This is a genomic window from Shewanella surugensis (genome assembly GCF_023284005.1).
Classification (GTDB): domain Bacteria; phylum Pseudomonadota; class Gammaproteobacteria; order Enterobacterales; family Shewanellaceae; genus Shewanella; species Shewanella surugensis.
The window spans coordinates 29,859-50,718 of sequence record NZ_JAKIKS010000004.1 but is presented as its reverse complement, the minus strand read 5'-3'; the positions used below and the strand labels follow the sequence as shown (position 1 = coordinate 50,718).

The 20,860-nt window shown below is 41.5% G+C and carries 22 protein-coding genes; 15 read left to right on the top strand and 7 right to left on the bottom strand.

Going from position 1 to position 20,860, the window contains the following annotated elements:
* Position 1: 1 nt before the first annotated feature.
* The 10 genes from L2764_RS02090 (at position 2) to L2764_RS02045 (ending at position 9,543) form a co-directional block, all read left to right on the top strand.
* Positions 2-2,293: a phage tail tape measure protein gene (locus tag L2764_RS02090; RefSeq protein WP_248938584.1), complete on the top strand. Its 2,292-nt coding sequence runs from the start codon at positions 2-4 to the stop codon at positions 2,291-2,293.
* Positions 2,290-2,610 carry a DUF2590 family protein gene (locus L2764_RS02085; protein ID WP_248938583.1) on the top strand — a complete coding sequence of 107 codons (321 nt, stop codon included), beginning with the start codon at positions 2,290-2,292 and terminating at the stop codon, positions 2,608-2,610. The genes L2764_RS02090 and L2764_RS02085 overlap by 4 nt, the downstream gene beginning before the upstream one ends.
* Positions 2,607-3,746 (top strand): baseplate J/gp47 family protein, encoded by a 1,140-nt coding sequence (locus L2764_RS02080; RefSeq protein WP_248938582.1) that lies wholly within the window; start codon positions 2,607-2,609, stop codon positions 3,744-3,746. Before L2764_RS02085 ends, L2764_RS02080 begins: the two co-directional genes overlap by 4 nt.
* Entirely contained in the window at positions 3,743-4,288 is a 546-nt protein-coding gene (locus L2764_RS02075; RefSeq protein ID WP_248938581.1) for a phage tail protein, read from the top strand. Before L2764_RS02080 ends, L2764_RS02075 begins: the two co-directional genes overlap by 4 nt.
* Positions 4,285-6,588 carry a phage tail-collar fiber domain-containing protein gene (locus L2764_RS02070; RefSeq protein ID WP_248938580.1) on the top strand — a complete coding sequence of 768 codons (2,304 nt, stop codon included), beginning with the start codon at positions 4,285-4,287 and terminating at the stop codon, positions 6,586-6,588. Before L2764_RS02075 ends, L2764_RS02070 begins: the two co-directional genes overlap by 4 nt.
* A gap of 35 nt (positions 6,589-6,623) precedes the next feature.
* Complete coding sequence (locus L2764_RS02065) at positions 6,624-6,788, top strand: hypothetical protein (RefSeq protein WP_248938579.1); 165 nt, start codon at positions 6,624-6,626, stop codon at positions 6,786-6,788.
* Positions 6,789-6,850: 62 nt separating this feature from the next.
* Positions 6,851-7,429, top strand: a complete 579-nt coding sequence (locus L2764_RS02060) for a hypothetical protein (RefSeq protein WP_248938578.1) — start codon at positions 6,851-6,853, stop codon at positions 7,427-7,429.
* Positions 7,430-7,433: 4 nt separating this feature from the next.
* Positions 7,434-7,916, top strand: coding sequence for a baseplate complex protein (locus L2764_RS02055; RefSeq protein ID WP_248938577.1), 483 nt, complete (start codon positions 7,434-7,436; stop codon positions 7,914-7,916).
* Positions 7,916-8,623 (top strand): hypothetical protein, encoded by a 708-nt coding sequence (locus L2764_RS02050; protein WP_248938576.1) that lies wholly within the window; start codon positions 7,916-7,918, stop codon positions 8,621-8,623. The genes L2764_RS02055 and L2764_RS02050 overlap by 1 nt, the downstream gene beginning before the upstream one ends.
* The gene (locus tag L2764_RS02045; RefSeq protein ID WP_248938575.1) at positions 8,596-9,543 is read left to right on the top strand and encodes a hypothetical protein; all 948 of its coding nucleotides are present in this window, start codon (positions 8,596-8,598) and stop codon (positions 9,541-9,543) included. The genes L2764_RS02050 and L2764_RS02045 overlap by 28 nt, the downstream gene beginning before the upstream one ends.
* Here the strand turns inward: L2764_RS02045 and L2764_RS02040 are convergent.
* Both L2764_RS02040 and rpiA read right to left on the bottom strand, forming a co-directional pair.
* The gene (locus L2764_RS02040) at positions 9,523-10,617 is read right to left on the bottom strand and encodes a site-specific integrase (protein ID WP_248938574.1); all 1,095 of its coding nucleotides are present in this window, start codon (positions 10,615-10,617) and stop codon (positions 9,523-9,525) included. The genes L2764_RS02045 and L2764_RS02040 overlap by 21 nt on opposite strands.
* A 295-nt stretch (positions 10,618-10,912) precedes the next feature.
* Positions 10,913-11,572, bottom strand: coding sequence for a ribose-5-phosphate isomerase RpiA (rpiA, locus tag L2764_RS02035; RefSeq protein ID WP_248938573.1), 660 nt, complete (start codon positions 11,570-11,572; stop codon positions 10,913-10,915).
* Between the two features lie 205 nt (positions 11,573-11,777).
* On the opposite strand from rpiA, the gene L2764_RS02030 reads away from it, so the two are divergent.
* From L2764_RS02030 to L2764_RS02015, 4 genes are all read left to right on the top strand, one after another.
* A complete protein-coding gene (locus tag L2764_RS02030; RefSeq protein WP_376708366.1) occupies positions 11,778-11,900 on the top strand; it encodes a DUF808 family protein in 123 nt (40 codons plus the stop codon).
* Between the two features lie 99 nt (positions 11,901-11,999).
* Positions 12,000-12,944 carry a DUF808 domain-containing protein gene (locus L2764_RS02025; RefSeq protein ID WP_248938572.1) on the top strand — a complete coding sequence of 315 codons (945 nt, stop codon included), beginning with the start codon at positions 12,000-12,002 and terminating at the stop codon, positions 12,942-12,944.
* 23 nt (positions 12,945-12,967) lie between these two features.
* Positions 12,968-14,035 carry an endonuclease/exonuclease/phosphatase family protein gene (locus L2764_RS02020; RefSeq protein WP_248938571.1) on the top strand — a complete coding sequence of 356 codons (1,068 nt, stop codon included), beginning with the start codon at positions 12,968-12,970 and terminating at the stop codon, positions 14,033-14,035.
* 299 nt (positions 14,036-14,334) lie between these two features.
* Positions 14,335-14,895 carry a phosphoribosyltransferase gene (locus tag L2764_RS02015; protein WP_248938570.1) on the top strand — a complete coding sequence of 187 codons (561 nt, stop codon included), beginning with the start codon at positions 14,335-14,337 and terminating at the stop codon, positions 14,893-14,895.
* 72 nt (positions 14,896-14,967) lie between these two features.
* Here the strand turns inward: L2764_RS02015 and L2764_RS02010 are convergent, their stop codons facing one another.
* The 5 genes from L2764_RS02010 to L2764_RS01990 form a co-directional block, all read right to left on the bottom strand.
* A complete protein-coding gene (locus tag L2764_RS02010; RefSeq protein ID WP_248938569.1) occupies positions 14,968-16,266 on the bottom strand; it encodes a glycerophosphodiester phosphodiesterase family protein in 1,299 nt (432 codons plus the stop codon).
* Between the two features lie 175 nt (positions 16,267-16,441).
* Entirely contained in the window at positions 16,442-17,035 is a 594-nt protein-coding gene (gene lpoB, locus L2764_RS02005; protein ID WP_248938568.1) for a penicillin-binding protein activator LpoB, read from the bottom strand.
* Between the two features lie 23 nt (positions 17,036-17,058).
* Positions 17,059-18,396 (bottom strand): COG3014 family protein, encoded by a 1,338-nt coding sequence (locus tag L2764_RS02000; RefSeq protein WP_248938567.1) that lies wholly within the window; start codon positions 18,394-18,396, stop codon positions 17,059-17,061.
* Positions 18,393-18,890: a peptide deformylase gene (def, locus tag L2764_RS01995; RefSeq protein ID WP_248938566.1), complete on the bottom strand. Its 498-nt coding sequence runs from the start codon at positions 18,888-18,890 to the stop codon at positions 18,393-18,395. The genes L2764_RS02000 and def overlap by 4 nt, the downstream gene beginning before the upstream one ends.
* Positions 18,891-18,960: 70 nt before the next feature.
* A complete protein-coding gene (locus L2764_RS01990) occupies positions 18,961-19,173 on the bottom strand; it encodes a SlyX family protein (RefSeq protein ID WP_248938565.1) in 213 nt (70 codons plus the stop codon).
* A gap of 673 nt (positions 19,174-19,846) precedes the next feature.
* Between L2764_RS01990 and fkpA the strand changes: the two genes are divergently transcribed.
* Positions 19,847-20,638, top strand: coding sequence for an FKBP-type peptidyl-prolyl cis-trans isomerase (gene fkpA / locus L2764_RS01985; protein ID WP_248938564.1), 792 nt, complete (start codon positions 19,847-19,849; stop codon positions 20,636-20,638).
* The last annotated feature ends 222 nt before the right edge of the window (positions 20,639-20,860 follow it).

The window sequence follows — 20,860 nt, the reverse complement described above, 5'->3', positions numbered from 1 at the left end:
GATGAGTGGATTAAGTCGATTAGAGCGACTCATGTATACCATAGGCGTGGTCGATAGAGCATCGGGCCCTGTCAATCAGATCATGAACCGCATTAATCAATTAAGTCAGCAAACGGCGGGTGCCCAAGAAACCATGATGCGTGGATTTGTGGGTGCCGCAGGTGGGGCCATGATGCTGGTCGGCTCCCTTAATCCCGCTATTGCAGCAAATCAGGCGTTAGGCGAGGTGTCATCATTGGGGGTGGCAGACTCATCATTACAACAACTCAATAATACCGCTATTAACTTTACCGCCAAATATGGCGGTAATGCGAGTGAAGTGATCAGCGCCTCTTATGATATTCAATCCTCCATAGCAGGACTAACGGGCGAAGAATTAAGTGCCTTTACGAATGCCTCGGCAGTGATGGCCAAAGGCACCAAAGCCGATGCCAGCACTGCTACAAATTATCTCGGTACCATGTACGGTATTTATCAAGATAATGCCAAAGCCATGGGGAAAAACACATGGGTTGAGCAATTAGCAGGGCAAACAGCAACAGCGGTACGCATGTTTAAAACCAACGGTACCGAGATGTCAGGAGCGTTTACCAGCCTTGGTGCCAGCGCGAAAAGCCATGGTATTGAAATGGCAGAATCCATGGCTGTACTGGGGCAATTACAAGCCACTATGTCGGGCAGCGAAGCAGGTACTAAATATAAAGCATTCTTAGCGGGTGTGGGTAATGCCCAAAAAGCATTAGGCATACAACTCACTGATACCATGGGTAAGTTGTTACCTATGCCGCAAGTGTTAGATCGCTTATCTCAAAAGTTTGGTGATATGAATATGGACACAGTGGCTAAATCGGGTGCCCTTAGCAAAGCCTTTGGCAGTGGTGAAGCGACCGCATTAATTGAATTGCTATTGCCTCAAGTGTCTCAGCTTAAAAATAATATTCAAGATTTAAACCAACAAACAGGCATGCAAACCGCCATTGATATGGCCGATGCACAAACAACGGCTTGGGATCGACTCAGCGGTGGCTTTAATGCCGTTGCGACGAGTTTAGGTCAGGCAGTGTTACCCATTATTGAGCCAGTGATTGAATTGCTGGCGATGATGTTAAACGGAGTGCGATTACTCAGTGACCATTTCCCGTTGCTTACAGGGGTTGCGGTCACCTTGGCGCTGACCGTTGTCGGTGCAATGATCGCAATGAGTGCGTTTAACATTATCTCTGGATTAACAAGGTTCGGCATGGTGGGCTTAAGCTCTGTGACTCAGACCTATGCCTTTGTTATGAATAAAGCAACGATGGCGATTAACTGGGGCCGTCGCGCCTTACTTCATTGGCAATATCAGGTCATCTGGAGCGGTGGCGTGTTAGCTGGACTTAAAGCGATGTTTATTTCAGCAACCGCTAGCGCGTGGGCCTTTACATCTGCCTTACTGGCTAATCCGCTCACTTGGGTTGCATTGAGTGTGATTGTGTTAGCCACAATCATTTATAAATACTGGGGGCCGATATCGGCATTTTTATCGGGTTTTTGGGATGGATTTAAACAAGGTTTTTCCCCTGTTATTACCCTTTTTAGTGGCTTGGGGAGTGTGTTTGCTCCTGTTGGTGAATTGTTTTCTTGGCTAGGAAGCAAGGTGGGCGAACTATGTTCATGGTTTACCCGTTTGTTAAGCCCAGTTAATGCCTGTGAAGAGGCGCTAATGAGTGCAGGGAAAACGGGGGCTAATTTTGGCGAGGTTATTGGTAGTGCCGTAAGTGCTTTTTTTGGCATGAGTGATGATGTTCAGCTAGATGCTAATTTAACGAAAAACGTCAGCAGTACTCAGCAAACGCTCACTCAACCCCAAGACTTAACATTGAATAAAGCCTTAGCAGCCAATGACATGACATCGGGTAATCTCGCCAGTGTGCATGATATTACCAGCCGCATTGGTAATGTTAATCAACGGGCGCAACAAATCGCTTCGGGTGACTCTCCTAGCATGACCAGCATTAACGAACGAATTGCCCAAGTTAATCACAATGCGACACAGTTTACGCCGCAAAATTTATCGAGTGTGCAAGAGGTTAATCAGAAAATTGATAACGCGAACAGTTCGGCTAAAACGATAAACGCCAATGTGACTCGACGTGTTGAGCGTTCATCTTATTTACAATCGCTATCAAGCAGTAATAACACCAACAATCAAAGCTCAACCGATAACAGTAAACGCGTGTATATCGATAACTTAACGCTGCAATCGGATAGCCCAGAGCAAACAGCAGAGTACATGATGGAGCTAGCGGGATGATCCACATTGATTTAAATATTCTCGATGGTGATTTAGATTTTAATAGCGTGTTTGAGCCAAGTCAGTTAACCCAAGCACAAGTGATCGCCCAAGATATTAAACACCGAATTATCGAGTCTGGCATGTTAACCCGACTCATTAAGCTGCGTAATAACAATTCAATTGCACCTATTTTAACAGAGCTTGAACTTGAAGTTGAAAAAGACGATCGATTAAAGCCTGGCACCATAGAGCTGTTTTATAACAGCGACCATACCCTATCAATTCATGCTGAGACTCGACAATACAATATTAACACGCAAGCGGGATCTATATGAAAGAGGTCGATTTTAAACGCATCATGCAGCAAGCGGGTATTCCAACTGATAGTTATTCGATGCAAGTCAAACTGGAGTCTATCCTAGAAAATAGCGATTTTGTGATTAATAATAAATCGCCTATGAGCCCGTTTTGGCGTTTACAAAAAGCCATGGTGACAGAGCCTGCGTTAGATTTGATTAATACTTTAGCAACGCAAATCATGCCAAATTCCTTTGCCAGGCTAGCAAAAGATGAATGGCTCGATTTACACGGTGATGCCCGTAAATTACCCCGTTTAACAGAGGTAAAAGTACAAGGGCATATTACGTTTTCCAGAGCTGATACGACAAGTGCGCTTGTTATAGCGGCGGGTACCCGTATTCACTCTATTCCCATCAATGGTGTCGTTTATACATTAGTCTCGTTATTTGATACTGAATTTTCAGCCAATGAAAGCCAAGTGCAAGTGGTGGTTCAAGCGGAGTTTTCAGGTAAAAATTATAACCTCAGCCGTGGTTATTATGTTTACTTAGAAGAGTCTATTGAAGGCGTTAGCATTACCAATAATGATGATTGGCTGATCATTGCCGGTCAGGATGTCGAAACCAATGAAAATTATCAACTCAGGTTTCGTGATGCGTTCGCCACATTAGGCAGTTATCACGTCGATTCTTTATATCGCACCATCATTGCAACCTATACCGGTATTAGCGCCGATAATATTGTGTTTGATAAAACAGCCCCGCGTGGACCAGGTTCTGTTGATGTGTATCTGTATTTAGATGTTGGCCAAGTCAGTCAAGCCCTACTCGATAGAGTGAATGATTATATTGCGGCGGGTAATCACGGTGACGGTGATGATTTAAAAGTATTTGCGGTGCCGTTATCCAGTATTGATATAGATGTTAATTTATTACAGCACATTAATACTCAAGATAAACGCAGTGATATAGAGCAATTTATTCGTGCGGCCTTTAGGCAAAACAATGATTATCAACCCACTCGTTGTAAGCCCGATGCGCTATTCAGTTTCAGTCAATTAGAAGCTGAATTGCATAATAACTTTCCTGAAATTAAAAGCATCAAATTTGCGAATAATAATATTGCGCCATCTTTGTCACTGCCATTACCTGACAAGGTGACATTCTTATGAGCCAGCGAACGCCACAATCAATATCCAAACTCACCCCACAATTACCCGTTTGGCTTCAGTCTAGCGATGTTAATTCCCTGGCAAAAGTCATTGAAATATTTTGGCGAGATATCGAGAACTATCTCTATTGGTGGTTGACTCAGCAACATTCAGAAGACAGCGATATTCAAATTTTAGACCTGCTCGCGTGGGAGCGGGGGATCACCCGTTTAGCCAATGAGTCAATAGAGATATATGGCAAACGAGTGATCTATGCCTTTGCTAATGCAAAAGATGCAGGCAGTCCGGCAGGCATGAAAGCCATTTTTTGGCGCTTAGGCTTCGATATTATTGATATCAATGAACGGGTAGAAGGCTTTGATTGGGATCAAATCGAAATCCTGATGTTAGAGAGCCAATTTGCTGAGCGTGAAGAATTAATAAACGCGATTATTGCCAGTTATGGCCGTACCTGTAGCCGCTATTTTTTAAGCGCAGTGGCCGCCGTGAATACTGACGAGCGTTTTGCACTTATTGAATTTGAAAAAGAGGTCATTGGATGAGCCAATTAACAATAACAAACGCAGGCATTGATTATAAAAACGCGGTGTTTGCAGGCGATGAAGTGCAAAATATTACTCACTTTGTGTTTGCTTATATTCCTAATCTAGATGCTGATTTACCGATTGATCCTGATAGCACAATTGATAACAGTCATATAGTGGCATCACACCCTGTTGAGCGAGTATCAAAACTCAATGGTAATGCTGTGCTTATGAGTGCAGTACTGGATTATAGCGTTGGTGATTTTACTTATAACGCCTATGGTGTTGTTGCGACTCAAGCTAATAGCGATGAGGTGTTAATTGCTATTGTACATACCAGCGAGCAAACCAAGACCAAAACAGTCGGCGCGGTTACCGGTAATTACAGTGTAAAAAGTATCGTCTGGCGAGGGGCTAGCGTGGCAGGTGAACTCGGTATCACTTTGTCGACACTTCCCTGGCAAACCAGTGACTCTGAGTTTTTACGCAGTGAAGACTTTGCCGCGCATTTAAGTCATGCCAATCCGCATTCGCAATATGTTCTAAATTCTGAGGTAGCTGTAATAGTTAAAGGCACTATTACTAATTCAACGAGGTTGTGGGACGAGGATATACAGAACCCCGCTTTAGAGGTAGGGCATTATCATCAAGACGCTTCAGTGTCAGCCAAGTTAGAATTAAACTACCCTATTGAGTTGGCTGGATCATTAACGGTAACGCTGTCGTCTGGTTCTGGGGTTACATATACATATAAAGTTTATCACGATGGCGAAACGTATGTTTGCGGAGTTTATAACGGCACATGGACGCCATGGGCGCGTCAATACGATACATCAAACCCACCAACGGCTGCAGAAGTCGGAGCGCTTTCTGAAGATGGGACTTCGGTTAATTCATCTCAGCTAGCCGGATTATTACCAACCTCGTTGGCGACTAATAATTCAATTGCAAAAAGGGACGCGAGCGGCAATACATTTTTCACTAAAGTAACTAGTCAAAGCTTTTACGAGGACGGCAAAAATATAAGATCGGTATTTTTAAATAATGAAACGACAGATCAAACTTTTACGGGAAAGTTAATTGCAAGCTCTCCTACAGCGAAAGCCGGAGTTTATGGGGATTACTCCATAGAATCGGTTAGCTTAATATTCTCTATGGGTGCTGCTTATCAATTGGGGCTAACAGGTAAAGATTTTGGCAATTTGTACGGCTTAGCTAGAGCTTATGGTAACAAGATAAATGACGGCGACGGAACAAACTCGGGATTAATGGGCGGAGGTCATCAAGCGGTTTGGTGCCAAAATGGAAAGCCAACAAGTGCAATGGGTAATGATTTATGGACTCAAGGCTATGTTTATGAGCATGGCAAACAATTAAGAGAGATATATCTAACGGTTGACGGTAAATCCGCTAACGCTGAATTACTTCAAGGGCTTAAACCTAATTACGGAGCAGTAGCTACCACGATAGCGGCAAGAGATTCAAACGGAAGTCTACAAGCAAAGGCTTTTCATGAGAACGGTAACTCATTAGCGTCAAAATACTTGCAAATATCATCATGTTCAAAGGAGGCAATATCTAACAAAGTAGTAATTCGTGACGCTTACGGTGGTTTAGCGGTTAATCAAGTTAATTGCGCAAACATGTCTTTATCAAGATCGCCTGAATCAAAAGCGGGCGGTACTATTGAGGCTGGTTACGTTTTATTTTGCGCTCAAAATTCAAATGTAGTTCAAAGGATTTACGTTGCCGAGCTTTTCGAACAATTACTCACTCACGTTTCAAGTTCAAGTGGTGGAACAGGTGGGACAAATCCTCCCGATGTTTGCTTTGAAGTGGGTACACAAGTTTTGCTTGAAAATGGCGCTTCAGTTGCTATTGAAATGCTTAGGGTGGGCGACAAGGTTAAATCTATTTATCACCCAATTTTAGCCACTGGTAACGATACAGAATGGAAGACTGTTAAAAGTGATGATGTTGAAGAAGTTGAAATAAAAAGCGCCACGGTTAGAAGTTTAATACTCGGTTCCGATCCGGCTCACTATATTTTAAATGATGACGTAAAAGTGACGTATGAGCACCCTTTTTTAGTGTTGAGTCAGGCATTTAATGATTGGCGATGGATAGCAATATCAAATATAAAAGTGGGCGATAAAATTTACTCACTTGATAATGATCCCGTCCTCGTTGAATCGCTTGAATATGTAGAAGAAAGAATAAACACGGTTAATCTTGATGTTGAGGAGTTAGATAATTATTTCGTCAATTTAAGCGGTGAATGGATCTTGGCTCACAATTCAGATACAGCAAAACCTTAATTTTCGAAAACAATTTCACTTAGAAGGATAGATTAATGTCATTTACACACGGGTTTACCCATACAGCAGCAATCATGGCAGTGAGTTATGTCGGGCGTAACAGTAATACAAGTACCGAACTACAGTTAAGCGGTGATGCATTAGTATTGCTGGCTGAAACGTATTTTAAAGAGAGCGTGCTAGCGATAGCGCCTGCGTGATGCATTGCATTAGCCACCATAGTTATGCGCCTAATGTAGGTACAACTAGCGCTCAGGGGTTCTTGGCATTATCGAGAGCATTAAATGATTTAAGCCGTTCGCAGCGGCCCGAGAAATTTAATGCATTATTGCTTTATGTGTCATCAAAAAGCGCGGGGAACTTAGTCTCGAGCTTAACAGCAATGAATGCATATTGTCCGTTGTCGGTGTTTCTTGAAGCCGCACGCTTTGCAGCAAGTTTGGCCATGTTGGATCTCGATAAAATACAGCGCGGGCTAGCATGTTGCCAATCATTAGAATGGCGTCATATTGCAGAACCTAGGGCGTTACTTCCTTTGTCTCAACAATATAATGATGTGGGTTTATCTCAGGTCGATGATGCGGGCAAAAGCTTGATTAGCGATATTGATGCGGCTTTAAATGAGTTGGATGAATTGAAGTCAGCGCGAGATGCCAGGCTAACACAAACCGCATTCACTCCTGCTAATCACGGATTATTTATAGAGCAATTTAATGCCAGTAGTGCAAGAGGGTTAGCAGAGCAGGTAAAAGCGCGAGGTGATAATAATGAGCATTGGGTGCAATGTTTATTCGTGGGTGATGCAGGTGAGTTATCACAATTAATGTCAATATTTGGGTAGAGAAATGATCACATTGGACGGTTGGGAAGTGCCAGGTTATGAAACCAAAGTAAAATGCGGTTTTAAATTGGCAGGAGAAGATTTATCAGGCGCCGGCTCTTTTTTGATAAATGCTGATAACGGCATCAAAGCGGCGATATTAACGGTAACAACCAAGGTGCCTTTTGTCGATGTGTCAAAGTTAGAAGAGCTAGTAACTAAAGCAAAAGCGCTCGATGAAAACGGCGCTCGCGTGCCTTATACCATCAATAGCGATGTAGCTAGCGCGTTTAAAGTGCGTAAAGCTAAGTTTGATGGCGAAGTGTTGGCAACTGAAGAAGATGATGTCAAGGCGTGGACTATCGCTTTTAAATTAACAGAGTTATTGAGTAAGTCGGAACGCGAGCAGCAGCAATTAGATGCAACAGCCGTATCGAATACTCAATCAGTTTCAAGTGATGGCCATAACGCAGTACAAGATAAGTTTACCGAACAGGATGGTCCTTAATGGCGGAGTCGGTTAAATTAACTAAAGTATTGACCATCGGCGGTCAGCCAGTGATTAACATTGTGAGCGATCATGTGCAGTTAGATTTATTTTCAACAGGTCGCGCTATCTTTGTGGTGTGTTGTGAAAGCGAGCCAAGCGGTTTAGTTGAACTACATCTGGGTTATCAAGTATCAACTCTTATTCCTTATTTTCTGGGTGTGATCGAGAAGAAACATTTTAGCCAGGGAATGTGGTTTTTAACTTGTCGTGAATTAATTGGGGCGCTTTCTTTTCCTGCACCGTTAGCCATACGCTTTGCCACTTTAAAGCATGTGCTTTCAGGGTTATCCCTGCTTGGTGTTGAGTTTGTTTATCCCGAGGCTGAATATATTAATAATCCAGTGCCTTGTTTCCACCATAGTGGTGATGGGGTCAGCGCATTACGCAGCTTAGGGCGAATTTATCAAATAACTGATTATATTTTTCAGCAACGAAGTGACGGTAAAATTTATGTTGGCAGTTGGCACGATAGCGGCTGGGCTAACAATCCTATTACTGACTTTTCTGAGCATCCGATTGTCACTAAGACGGCCACGACGGGAAGGTTATTGGTGATCCCTAAAATGAGGCCAGGCATAAAGCTGAATGGTCGATATATCACACAAGTGGTTTTATCAAAAAATACGCAGGAGATAACATGGTCAAAAACGCTATTAAGCGCTTAATTTTGCGTTTATACCCAGAGCTTGGCCAGCGTAAGCATGTCCCGCAACTCGCACGAATAGAACGTATTTATGACTTACCCGTTGATGTGGCCAAAGTGAGTAGCCCATTTAGAGCCTATAAGGCCGTGGATGTGCAATTGCTCGATGCTGTAACAGGCCACGCCTTAGCGGTACCCATTTTTGAACAAGTGACGTTAGCCACAGGACAAGCAAATGACAGAGGCGTTTTTATATCGCCCTGCGTAGGAATGCAGTGCCTTATTCAATACATTGATGGTTTAGATTCTATGCCGGTGATCACTGCATTGTTGCCGTTCAATACCTTGGTGACTGAGCATCGACAATCAGATGTGACACTGCAGCAATCAAGTCGTAGTAAAATCAGCGGCACCAATGAAAATTGGTATATTCAAACAGATGGGTGCATCAAACAAACGAGTCAAACATCTATCGTAAACGCTCAAGTTCGTGAGCAAAGTTATCACGAAAGAAGTACCCATATAGCCACTCATGATAAAACCATGATAGAGGGTAATCAGATTAATGAAGTGATGGGATCATTAAAAACCCAAGTAGGTGAAAAAGCATTACTCGTAGCATTAGATAACTTACTGCTTGGTAGCAAACAACAAGTTGATATTAAGGCTCATGCCAATATCAACATCGAAAGTTTAAAAATATTAGAAGCTAAGGCTGCAGACTTAGCTCGAGTACAAGCCCCTAAAATATGGGTCGGTAGTGAGGAGGTAAACTTAGCGCAAATTGTTGTTGATTTAATTGCAGTGGTTAAAAGTACTAACACCAGTTTGGCAGCACACACACACGGTAGAGGCGCGCCACCCGATCAAGCCAGTAGCTTTACCGGCTATCAATCACAAGCGGCCGCATTAGATGGAAAGTTAAGCCCCATCACCGCTTGACTCATCTGCAAATTTATCATGTAACTTATGCGGAAAGAGTTGCGTGTAAACCGTCCACAAAATATTTAAGTTTTTATGCCCAGTTACCTGGGCGACTTCCTCTAAAGAGTAACCTTTTTCAAATAAACGGCTTGCCCCTTCTCGACGTAAATCGTGATAACGCAAATCGTTAATGCCTAACTTGTTTCTAACTCTTTGAAATCCAGAGGTAATGGATGGGGATTTATAAGGAAAAATAAGTTCATCTGTTTTTGGTTGGCGTTTAACTATATCGAAGCTTCCTCCTAAAAGCGGCACGATCATGTGATTGCCTTCTTTTTTGCGGGGATCTTTACGGTCACGTACGAAAATTGTTTTATGATCTTCATTTAAATCATCCCACTTGAGTCTGCAAACTTCACCAATTCGCATGCAGGTTAAAATACTAAAATCGAGAATATCAACAAAAGGGATGTGTACTGTATTATTGGTACTCGAGTCCATACGTTGCTGAAGGCCTAGTTTTAATTTATCTAATTCATTAGTTGTTGGTCGTCGTGTCCTTTTTTGGCTTTTTCCGACCAATTTCATATCAATAAGAACAGGAATAGCAGCTTCGAAAATGGCAAAGTTAGCTGTAATATTCCAAACGGGTAGAGCTTTTTTCATTACACTGCGTAAATAAGCAATATCATGGTAAACCGTAGCTGGACCAGCTCCTGCATCACGGCGATTTTTACAATGCTCGATTAAATCACTTGTCTTAAGTGCATTTGTTTTTATCTTGCTTATATCGCAATCCATGAGCATGTTAATGACATAGCGTTTAGTGGTGCCAGTGGCGTTCCACAAATCATGGTTTTCAAAATAAAGGTTAAGCAGTTCATTAATTGTGATGACTTTATTTATTTCTAATACATCATTTTCTTCTAAATAAGCACATCTGTTTTTTCCCCACGTTACCGCTAGCGCTTTTTTCGAGAATGTTTTTTGCTCCCGATGTATAATCTTGCCAGATTTTTTAACAATGATCCCACAGCGATAGCTAAAACTACCATCTGCTTTTTTGCGTTTTTCGATAGAATAGGATGCCATGCTATACCCCTACTTTCTTGATCTGTTCTAAACAAAATGGTGTATATATGGTGTACCATACATCGAAGCAGGAGGAAGTTACAAGCACTTAGAGTCAGTTTGGGATGTGTTGGGAAAGATGCAGTTTTAATTCAAGTTATTGAAATTAAAGGTGGTTATGCTATAAAAGCTCTTTCGGTCGTTCCTGTTATTAATTGAGCAGATTGAAGCGGCTTGATATGCAATAAAATTAATATATATAATATGGCAGGTACTGAAACCCGCCATATTGTACTTTTAATCGATTATCCAGAGGTCAGTCAGTGATCGTTTCAACACCGGCTTCTTTACCGACTAATAATACATCAGCAGCGCGGTGAGCAAATAAACCGTTAGTGACCACGCCGACAATGGCATTGATTTGTTTTTCTAATACCTTAGCTTGCATGATTTTCATGTTGTAGACATCTAAAATAATATTACCATTATCGGTAATAACACCTTCACGATAAACAGGGTCGCCGCCTAATTTAACCAGTTCTCTGCCAACATAAGAACGGGCCATTGGGATCACTTCAACGGGTAAGGGAAATTCACCTAAAATATCCACTTGTTTGCTGCTATCAATAATACAAATAAACTTATCGGCAACGGCTGCAACGATTTTTTCACGAGTCAGCGCAGCGCCGCCGCCTTTTATCATGTGCATGCTAGCATTAATTTCATCGGCACCATCGACATAGAGTGAAAGTTCATTAACGCTATTGAGATCGAAGACTGGGATCCCTAAGGCTTTCATTTTTTGAGTAGACTCTTCAGAACTGGAAACAGCGCCCTCGATATCGGCTTTCATGGTCGCGAGTGCATCAATAAAGTGATTAACCGTCGATCCCGTCCCTACACCGACAATACTGTCATGTTCAACGTATTTGAGTGCGGCCCAAGCAGCGGCTTTTTTCATTTCATCTTGTGTCATTATTCTATCTCGTCAAGGCTAAAGAGTGGTATTAGTATACGCTGTTCCTAATGCCTGATCTCCGATTTTCCACACAGAAAAACAATTTTATTAAAAGCAAGAGGATTAAAAATGAGAAAGCCATTGTGAGCCGCAGCAGGAAGGCGTATTTTGACAGTGACGTAATAAGCAGAGTCATTTTTTATTAATCGATATAGGAGTCTCAATGGCGGGTGCCAGTTTATTAACCCTACTTGATGATATTGCCACCATTTTAGATAATGTGGCGAGCATGAGTAAGATGGCTGCACGAAAAACAGCCGGAATATTAGAGGGGGGGATGATTTAGCATTAAATGCCTAACAAGGAGCAGATGTGAGTGTCGGTCAATGCCGGTAGTATTATATTTTATAAAATAATTAATAGCTTACAAATATGAGGTGTAAAGATGGCGGGTGCCAGTTTATTAACCTTACTTGATGATATAGCCACTATTTTAGATGATGTGGCGACCATGAGTAAGATGGCTGCACGAAAAACAGCCGGAGTATTAGGGGATGATTTAGCCCTAAATGCCCAGCAAGTGTCGGGCGTGAACGCCGACAGAGAGCTGCCTGTGGTATGGGCGGTGGCGAAAGGATCCTTTAGAAATAAATGTATTCTAGTGCCACTAGCGCTATTGATTAGCGCTTTTATTCCATGGGCGGTGATGCCTTTATTGATGATGGGTGGATTGTATTTATGTTTTGAAGGCGTTGAAAGTGTTTATCATGCGTATGCACATAAAAGGCAAGGTAATCAAAAAGCCACATCAGGCGATAACGACATAGACGATGATGACGCACTTGATCTGCAAGCCTATGAGGCTAAAAAAGTGAAAGGGGCGATTCGAACGGATTTTGTTTTATCGGCTGAAATCATTGCAATTACCTTGGGGGTTGTAGCGCAAATGAGCTTAATGACACAGTTTTTTACTTTGGTCATTATTGCGATTGTCATGACGATAGGGGTTTATGGGATTGTAGCCGCCATTGTCAGAATGGATGATGCGGGTCTTTACCTGACTCGACAACAGGCATCGGGATATTTTGCTAAAATAAAGCGAAAAGTCGGGTTTATGTTATTGAGTGCAGCCCCATTACTGATGAGAAGTTTATCTGTGGTAGGTACCATAGCGATGTTTATGGTAGGAGGGGGAATTTTGACCCATGGCTTGCATGGAGTGTCAGCATTTTTTGTCTCTATTTCAGTCTTAACGCAAGCTTGGTTATTCGTCGGTCCCTTATTGGCTTATATCTTACCGAGCGTATTCAATACTATCTTTGGTGTGCTGGTGGGGGGATTAGCATTATGGCTATTTGAAACAGCGAAAAAAATCAAGCATGTAAAATGATAACCAATGAGAAGGAAAATTATTTGAATGGTCCTGATGAGATTAAAATCGCAACCTTGAATTTATTCAATTATATGGCGCCGCCAGCGGCTTATTATGATTTTGAAAATATTTATACTCATCAAGAATGGGCTAAAAAGCAGGCATGGATAGGCCATTTTCTATTAAAAAATCAACCCGATATTATTGGTTTTCAGGAGGTGTTTAGCGGTGATGCGTTAAAAAATCTGCTTGAGGAACAAGGGTATCCATATTTTTCGATCGCGGGTGAACCTGAGCAGGTTAAAGACTATATCTATGAGGCACCTGTTGTTGCCATCGCTTCTCGCTACCCGATTGAAGATGTCGTGATGATCGAGCCTGATAACGTTCTTGCTCAGAGTATGGGTTTATCGGATGAGTTTAGTTTTAGCCGAACACCTTTAAAGGTGAGCGTTAAATTGCCGCATTTAGGTTATTGCGATTTTTATGTTGTGCACTTTAAATCTAAGCGTCCAGCGATTGAAGTGGTTAAACAGGCTTATCAGTCATTATCGAGTGTGGCATTGTCAGCACAGAGACAGAGTGAGAACGCACCAGAGAGTGCAACGTGCATTGGGCAAATATTAGCTGAAAATGTATTAGGAACATGGGCTTCGAGTGTTCAAAGAGGTGCTGAGGCGGCCATGTTGCTCAGTGATATTGTGAAAGTACGGCAAGACACTCAGCGTCCTTTAGTGTTGATGGGGGATTTTAATGACGATATTTCTGGCGATATTTTGTCACATTTGATGATGGATGAGTTGCGGTTTGCTCGTTTATCCGTTGGGGCCTTGAGTGATTTTTGTTTAAAAGATGCTTTTGATTTATATCAAGGCACACTGGATTTAGTGTTTGAATTACCGCGTCCAGTGACTCATTATTACGGTTCGAGGGGATCGGTATTAGATTATATTTTATTGTCGTCTGAATTTGTCAATGGACATCGACACAATATGGCTCAAGTCACGAAACATCAAACGTTTGATCGCCACTTAGTGGACCCTCAATACGAACAAGACAGCCAAAGTAGCGATCATGCGCCAGTGATGATCACGATTAAAGCCAGATAATACATTTTAAAGCAGGTTTTTTTACTTTTTAATGTTGTTTTTTTGTTACATACATGAAAGTGAACATGTCCATTTTCCTTGAGCGGTGCTTTTTTCATTATTTGAGGGACAAGTCACGCTTCTTTTTAAGGCACAAATGTGTTTTTTAGTATAGAATTCGCCTCCAAAATCAGGTGGGTGCTTTAAAATTCTGGGGGTCATAATAATGATGACTTCTGTGTTGTGCTACATTCAGATCTTTGGAAATGCAGCTTTAGCCCGCCGTACCAAATTAAATATAATAAAATGGGGACGGCCAAATGTCAGAGAAGTGCTTTATTACGGCGCAGCAATTATTAGAAGATTCATTTCGCTTGGCGGCGCAGGTGTATGAGAGTGGTTTCCGCCCACAATTTATTGTTGGGATCTGGCGAGGTGGTGCCCCAATCGGTATTGCGGTACAAGAATTTTTTGATTTTAAAAAAGTTGAAACAGATCACATTGCCGTGCGTACTTCATCTTATTATGGGATTAATCAACAGAGTAAACAAATTAAGGTACACGGTCTGCATTACATTGTGGAAAATGCCAATGCTGATGATGCGTTATTGATCGTTGATGATGTGTTTGATTCCGGTCGCAGTATCCATGCGTTAAAAGAAAAGCTGGGTGAGTTAATGCGATTCAATATGCCAAAAGATGTGCGCATTGCTTGTCCTTATTACAAGCATAAAAATACCTCTGTCCCCCTTAAGCCTGATTACTTTATTCATAATTCAGATGAGTGGCTGGTTTTTCCTCATGAAGTGTCAGGTTTATCAGCGAAAGAGATTACAGAAGGTAAAGGTGATTTAGCCAATATTAAGGAATTGTTTATTTAACATCATTCAATTTTTTATAAAATAAAACAGGCGCTCATCGAGCGCCTGTTTTATTTTTATTGTAGTTCAGATTTATAAGCCATGACAATTAGCGTAATAAGTGACGGTGGCAGGCCAATCAGAAAAGACTCCGATGACGCCCACATCTTTTGCTAACACATGCAGTAACTCATAAGTATCTCCATCTTGATCAATTTTGTCACTGATACTTTGATAATACCAACCGCCTTGATTTTTCAATAAGCCAGAACGCTCTAATGTCCAAGCAATGATCTTAAGCCCTGAGGCCGTAGCGGCTTTTGCGTAGTTTGAAGGAATAATATTGTTGTCAACATCTAAGGTGACTAAGGCCCATAATGGGGGGGCAATGATATTAACACCTTGATTCTTTAGTTCATCCATCGTAGGTGACCAGCTAGAGGCTTCATTGGGATTAAAATCATCGAGATCATAGCGGCCATCAAGATAGACGGCTTGCTCTGCAAACTCGGGATGGCTTGCTAACCAATCTTGAAGATCTTCAAGATTAAAGGATTGCGGATAAACATCTGATGGAGCCACGTCGGCAGCAATATATTCATTCAGCATTTGCTGAGCAAAATCGGCCTGAGTATAGCCATCATAAGGCATAGTGACACTGGGTGATTTGAGTTCTGGGGTCATTTTCACGCCAGCCTCTTTAAATAATGCAATACTCTCGGCATGTGTCATGACGGTGCCACAACTGGAATAGAGATCGGTGCGCCAGCTAGCGGTACCCGCCATATATTCTTCAGGCGTTGTCCCCATAGGATTGAAGGCATCCATTTTGCCACACAATGACTTAAATTGATTGACAGTGATGTCGCTGGCGCAGCAAGTGGCACTGGCTTCAATGCCGTTATCAGGATCCGCTGGTGTAAAAGGTTGACTGCATTGGCTAGCCAGTTCAGGGATCGCTAAGATATTGGTTGTGCTGGCTAAGTCGCATTGAGAATGACGGCAAACAAGCTGTTTATCTGAGGTGAAAGTGACATCGCATTCAACAATACCAGCACCTGAGTCCATCGCGGCTTGGTAAGACTCTTTTGTATGCTCAGGAAACTGCATGGACGCACCACGGTGACCGATGGAAAAATCACTACGATAGAAAGGTTGGTTAGCGCATTGTGATAATGCTGTTTTTAACTCGCTATTTTGCATATCTCTGACGAGAAACAAAGGTCTAGGACCTACGTGTGCCAATATTTTCTCAGTAGGTTGAACATCAGCCTCATTATTAGCGGTAGTCTCTGTGGGAATTGAACTGGCCTCATCATTACAGGCGGTTATTAGTGTTAGACAAGCGATAACGCACAAGTGAGGTAGGTTTTTTAATGCAAAAAACGTCATGTATTTTAGCTTCCATTGGGTGGGATAAAAGCTAGGATAATGAGCGGAAATGACAATAATGCAACATATTTATTACGCTTGTGCGTGAGCTATTGTGATCTTAACCGTTAAGTTATTGTTGGAATTAAGGTAATTAGTTATAAGCTTAATTCCAACAATATGGCAGAGCTTGTGTTTACAAGCCTAAGAAAGAGCTCGATTTAACTTTACGAATTTCTTTTTCATCAGACCATTCAATTAAACCGGTTTGAAGATCCATTAAACGCATGGTCATTTTATAATAAACATCTTTCGTGCTACCTGCTTGTTTGACAATGCTTGATAAGTTGCCGTATAGCATATACTGAGCACCAATTTGACGACCGAAGTTAATCGCGGTAGAAGGATCCACCATGCCGGAGTTATTTTGGTAGTCTAATTGCTTACGGACTGCATCCACTTTAGTCATATCGATAAAACGGAATTTTCCAGAGCGTAGTAGTTGGTTACTAATCGAATCCGTCACCGATTCGGTATCGATATGCTCTGAGGTTTTATTTTTAATGCGATCAACAAAAATGATAGGACGCTCATTGGCAGTGATGGCGATTATGGGCGGGAAAGTCAGCATGCTATTGACCATTTTGGTGGTAATAGCTTGGAGATCTGTAGAGCCAAAATTGGCATTGACGGTTTCGACTTCGGTGGCATCCCCATATTGCACTTTTGACTGACAACCTGCTAAAGCGATTAATGCTGCGATGATAAAAATGGATTTAAAATTTTTCATAGTGAATTCCATACAAGTGGTTGCTAAATAATGGTTGAATAAAAACGAGTATAATTACCTGTATCTATTGCCCAAATCAAGGTTGTTCTACCCGATTCTACATTAATCTGAGTCGGTGAACTATTGTCCAATTGAATATTATATTGGCCTGGGTTGATGTATTTACGAGCGATTTGTGCTTGTTGAGGTAAGGTTAGCCAGCTACGTCTATCGGCTTGTTCAGTAATAAGATTGAAAATTTGAATGGCCACTGAACCCCAATCACTGGTGTTTTTGGCAAGTAATGATTTAGCATAGACTCTAGCCACTTGCCTCGCAAGCGCGGCGGGTAAATCTTCTTTTAACGCGGTGATGGCTAAGGCACTAATTTCAGCAATCGGTGCCGCTTGGAGTAAAGGACCGACGCCTTGGATCCTTGCAGGCCTAACCAGAGGATCTCTTGACGGATAGGTGGCTAAAGAGATGCTTTGCCATTTGCCACTAATGGGAAAAGGCACGGTAAAACTTTGCTTAGCCGGAACAAATCCACGTTCGATTAAAAAAATGACTTGCCCTTGATTTTTTGTCGGAAAAACCGCTTCTCCCCAACGACGTTTGAATTCATCATATTGAGGCATGGCAAGTTGCTTTGCTAAGCGGACGAGATCTTGTTGTAAATAACGGTTGTTAGGCGAGATTTGGGCAGCCTTACGGTAATCAATAAAGGCATCATTAGGCTCGCCAAGCACTTCATGTAACACACCTGTCGTATAATAACTGTAGGCATTTAAAAAAGCACTGGTCGTACTACCCGCCGCTTGACTGAGTTTGCTCATTTCCGTATTGATAGTGCCATTATCCATGGCTTGAACGGATTTATTCGACTCTTCGTATCTCGCTTGCTCTGTGCTTTGCAATTCGTTACTGCGCCTGACTTCAACTAAAGCACCTTCATAATCCTGGCTAAAAATATAATTGAGCGCTTGATATTGATGCAACATGATCCTCTCGTAACCCGGTCCTCTATAAGGGATCACATTGTCATTAATCAATAGACTACTGGCGGTGGCGCCAGTGTCACTTAGGCTGATGGTGGCTTTATCGTCAAAGTCAATATAATCGCTGACAGCTTGTTGGTAAAAGGCTTTACTGGCTTTAAAGTCGCCACCGATCTGAGCGACTCGTCCGGCTTCTTGAGCGTAAAGTAATCCGTCATTGCCAGAAATTTTAGACGTGAGAGAGTCTAAACCTTCTAAGGGGGTATTGCTGTTGAGTTCTGCTTTGACGGGGGCAAGTTGTGAAGGGTAATTAATAAAAGCACTGTTAATAGCACATCCAGATAAAGTGACTAATAGCAGTGGCAGTATGAGCCCTTTTTTCATGGCTTAGCCTCTGGTGAAACAGAGGATTGTGATTGTGCTCTTTTGTCTATTGTGATCCCCTGAAGGTGATCATACTCATGTTGAAAAATCCGCGCGACGAAACCCGTTAATCTATCTTCTATCCATTGACCTGCTATTGTTTGGTACCTGACATCGACCCATTGGTGCCTTAAAATTGAAAACCGTTTATTTTTAATGGATAAACAGCCTTCTTCCCCAGTTTCCATTATGTCAGAGCCCGCTAATATAGAGGGGTTTATCACCACCGTTGGGGCGATAAGAGGCGCATCAGGATAACGTTCATTGGGATGAGATGCCATAATAAATAAAGCAATACTTTGATGAACTTGTGGTGCGGCAAGCCCAACACCTTTTGCCTCTTTAAGCGAGTCGAGCATCGTATCGGCAAGGGCATGAATGTAGGCATCAATTAATACCACGGCTTTTGCTTTTTGAGTGAGAACCGTTTCTCCGACTTGTGCAATAGACAACATGTGAATATATGACTCCATTTTATACGCTGATTATTATCAATAATGAAAGCGTTAACAAGCAAAGTATAGATTAATAATGGGGTGGCGGTGTTTCATCAGCTTGACTGGCCATATTACTGGGCTCAATGGTTTGTATTTTTGTCACTAATAGCTTAAATTGCTCTTGCTGCATAGCAATAATATCATTGAGTTTAATGACTTGTTGGTTTAACTCATCAATTGTAATATCTTGAAAGGATTGTTTCATTTCAAGTTCTTCAATGCGTTGTAGCATATTTTCCATACTGGCCTCTAAATGGATAACTCCCAGCCTAACGATGAAATGCAAGGCCGTTAAAAATGGAGCGCTTGTTCAATATAGTATTAAATGACTCTGAGCTAAGAGGCTCTGAAATTTGTCTGTTTAAGTCATTTGGATATAGATAATATTCGTATGCGCAGAGTATACTATCCTCAAGCCTTTTTGGGGAACATTGTTTGGTAAATCTTAAGTTTTAGCTAGGTTTGTTTAGGAGGAATACTTTTTTGATTGTTTTATCATTGTTGCCTTGTGTTAGCTTATATTTGTTTTTATATTGACTATTATATTGAATGTTTGAGTACAAAAGCTTAAAAAAAAGTCAAATAGACTAGAAGTCGTTGGATATTTGAACTTCTTAATCATTCTTGTGTCTCACTGCTAATATTCCTGTGGTATAAGGCTGTCTTAATGTGTTACTTATCTGCGTTTAAACATGGAATTGAATTAATGTTCTGTAACGTAGATATTGAAAAATAAATGTATAAAAATAACGGTTATTCTATGTTTTATAATGATAATAGGATGTTTTTTTGACCGTGATGGTGCATTTATTTAATCTAATTGGTATAACGTATTTAACTAGTATAAGCTGTTATACCTAACTGTAAGAATCAAGTTAATTATCATCAATTATAGATGCTGAGGAAGCTTTTCAATGAAATCTATTTATAAATTTTCGCTAGTTGCGTTAGCTGTTGTTGGTTTAAGCGCTTGTAATCAAGAAAAAGCAGCAGAGTCGACTGCAAGTACTGCAGCGCCTGTTCAACTGACTACAGAAGCACAAAAGGAAGCCTATAGCGTTGGCGCATCTATCGGTACTTACATGGTTGGTCATATCAAGGAACAAGAAGAGCTTGGTATTCCAGCAGATAGAGAGCTAATCATCACAGGCTTTAAAGATGGACTTAACAGTAATCTGCAATTATCTGAAGAAGATATGCAAAAAATCTTGCAAGGCTTATATGAGAAGCTAGATCAAAAGCGTCAAACTCAAGCGGCTGAAATTTCAGAGAAGAATGAGAAAGAAAGTGAAGCCTTCTTAGCTGAAAATAAAGCCAAAAAAGGGGTTGAGACAACCGCTTCTGGTTTACAGTACGAAGTACTTAAAGAAGGTACGGGTAAGAAACCATCAGCTGAAGATACAGTGACGGTGAATTATGTGGGTACCTTAACAGATGGTACTGAGTTTGATAGTTCAGTTGCTCGTGGTAAGCCTGCAACATTTGCGCTTAATCGCGTTATTCCGGGTTGGACTGAAGGTCTACAGTTAATGACTGTTGGCTCTAAGTATAAGTTTGTTATCCCTGCAGATTTAGCGTATGGCGATCGTGATATGGGCAGTATCCCTGCGAACTCTACACTTGTGTTTGACGTTGAGCTATTGTCAATTGACAATCCTGCCGCCGATGCAAAAGAAGCGCCTAAAGCAGATGCTGCTAAGAAGTAAGCAAATCGCATAATAGGAAAAATGTGACAGGGTCAATTGGATCTGTTTATATTTCTGTTATTGATTAAAAGCCATTTACATCGTAAATGGCTTTTTTGTTTTTAATTGCTTTATAGTCGCGAGTCCGATGGATTAGTGCTCAGAATAAATAGCATATAGCAAGCAAGAGTTGTGGATATGAGTTAAAATCAAAGTTGAAACTGATTTTTGATTTGAGTTTGC

What these genes read in the sequence shown, in the direction of transcription:
- L2764_RS02090 (WP_248938584.1), top strand. Translation starts at nt 2, where the DNA reads ATGAGTGGATTAAGTCGATTAGAGCGACTCATGTATACCATAGGCGTG.
- L2764_RS02085 (WP_248938583.1), top strand. Translation starts at nt 2,290, where the DNA reads ATGATCCACATTGATTTAAATATTCTCGATGGTGATTTAGATTTTAAT.
- L2764_RS02080 (WP_248938582.1), top strand. Translation starts at nt 2,607, where the DNA reads ATGAAAGAGGTCGATTTTAAACGCATCATGCAGCAAGCGGGTATTCCA.
- L2764_RS02075 (WP_248938581.1), top strand. Translation starts at nt 3,743, where the DNA reads ATGAGCCAGCGAACGCCACAATCAATATCCAAACTCACCCCACAATTA.
- L2764_RS02070 (WP_248938580.1), top strand. Translation starts at nt 4,285, where the DNA reads ATGAGCCAATTAACAATAACAAACGCAGGCATTGATTATAAAAACGCG.
- L2764_RS02065 (WP_248938579.1), top strand. Translation starts at nt 6,624, where the DNA reads ATGTCATTTACACACGGGTTTACCCATACAGCAGCAATCATGGCAGTG.
- L2764_RS02055 (WP_248938577.1), top strand. Translation starts at nt 7,434, where the DNA reads ATGATCACATTGGACGGTTGGGAAGTGCCAGGTTATGAAACCAAAGTA.
- L2764_RS02050 (WP_248938576.1), top strand. Translation starts at nt 7,916, where the DNA reads ATGGCGGAGTCGGTTAAATTAACTAAAGTATTGACCATCGGCGGTCAG.
- L2764_RS02045 (WP_248938575.1), top strand. Translation starts at nt 8,596, where the DNA reads ATGGTCAAAAACGCTATTAAGCGCTTAATTTTGCGTTTATACCCAGAG.
- L2764_RS02040 (WP_248938574.1), bottom strand. Translation starts at nt 10,617, where the DNA reads ATGGCATCCTATTCTATCGAAAAACGCAAAAAAGCAGATGGTAGTTTT.
- rpiA (WP_248938573.1), bottom strand. Translation starts at nt 11,572, where the DNA reads ATGACACAAGATGAAATGAAAAAAGCCGCTGCTTGGGCCGCACTCAAA.
- L2764_RS02030 (WP_376708366.1), top strand. Translation starts at nt 11,778, where the DNA reads ATGGCGGGTGCCAGTTTATTAACCCTACTTGATGATATTGCCACCATT.
- L2764_RS02025 (WP_248938572.1), top strand. Translation starts at nt 12,000, where the DNA reads ATGGCGGGTGCCAGTTTATTAACCTTACTTGATGATATAGCCACTATT.
- L2764_RS02015 (WP_248938570.1), top strand. Translation starts at nt 14,335, where the DNA reads ATGTCAGAGAAGTGCTTTATTACGGCGCAGCAATTATTAGAAGATTCA.
- L2764_RS02010 (WP_248938569.1), bottom strand. Translation starts at nt 16,266, where the DNA reads ATGACGTTTTTTGCATTAAAAAACCTACCTCACTTGTGCGTTATCGCT.
- lpoB (WP_248938568.1), bottom strand. Translation starts at nt 17,035, where the DNA reads ATGAAAAATTTTAAATCCATTTTTATCATCGCAGCATTAATCGCTTTA.
- L2764_RS02000 (WP_248938567.1), bottom strand. Translation starts at nt 18,396, where the DNA reads ATGAAAAAAGGGCTCATACTGCCACTGCTATTAGTCACTTTATCTGGA.
- def (WP_248938566.1), bottom strand. Translation starts at nt 18,890, where the DNA reads ATGTTGTCTATTGCACAAGTCGGAGAAACGGTTCTCACTCAAAAAGCA.
- L2764_RS01990 (WP_248938565.1), bottom strand. Translation starts at nt 19,173, where the DNA reads ATGGAAAATATGCTACAACGCATTGAAGAACTTGAAATGAAACAATCC.
- fkpA (WP_248938564.1), top strand. Translation starts at nt 19,847, where the DNA reads ATGAAATCTATTTATAAATTTTCGCTAGTTGCGTTAGCTGTTGTTGGT.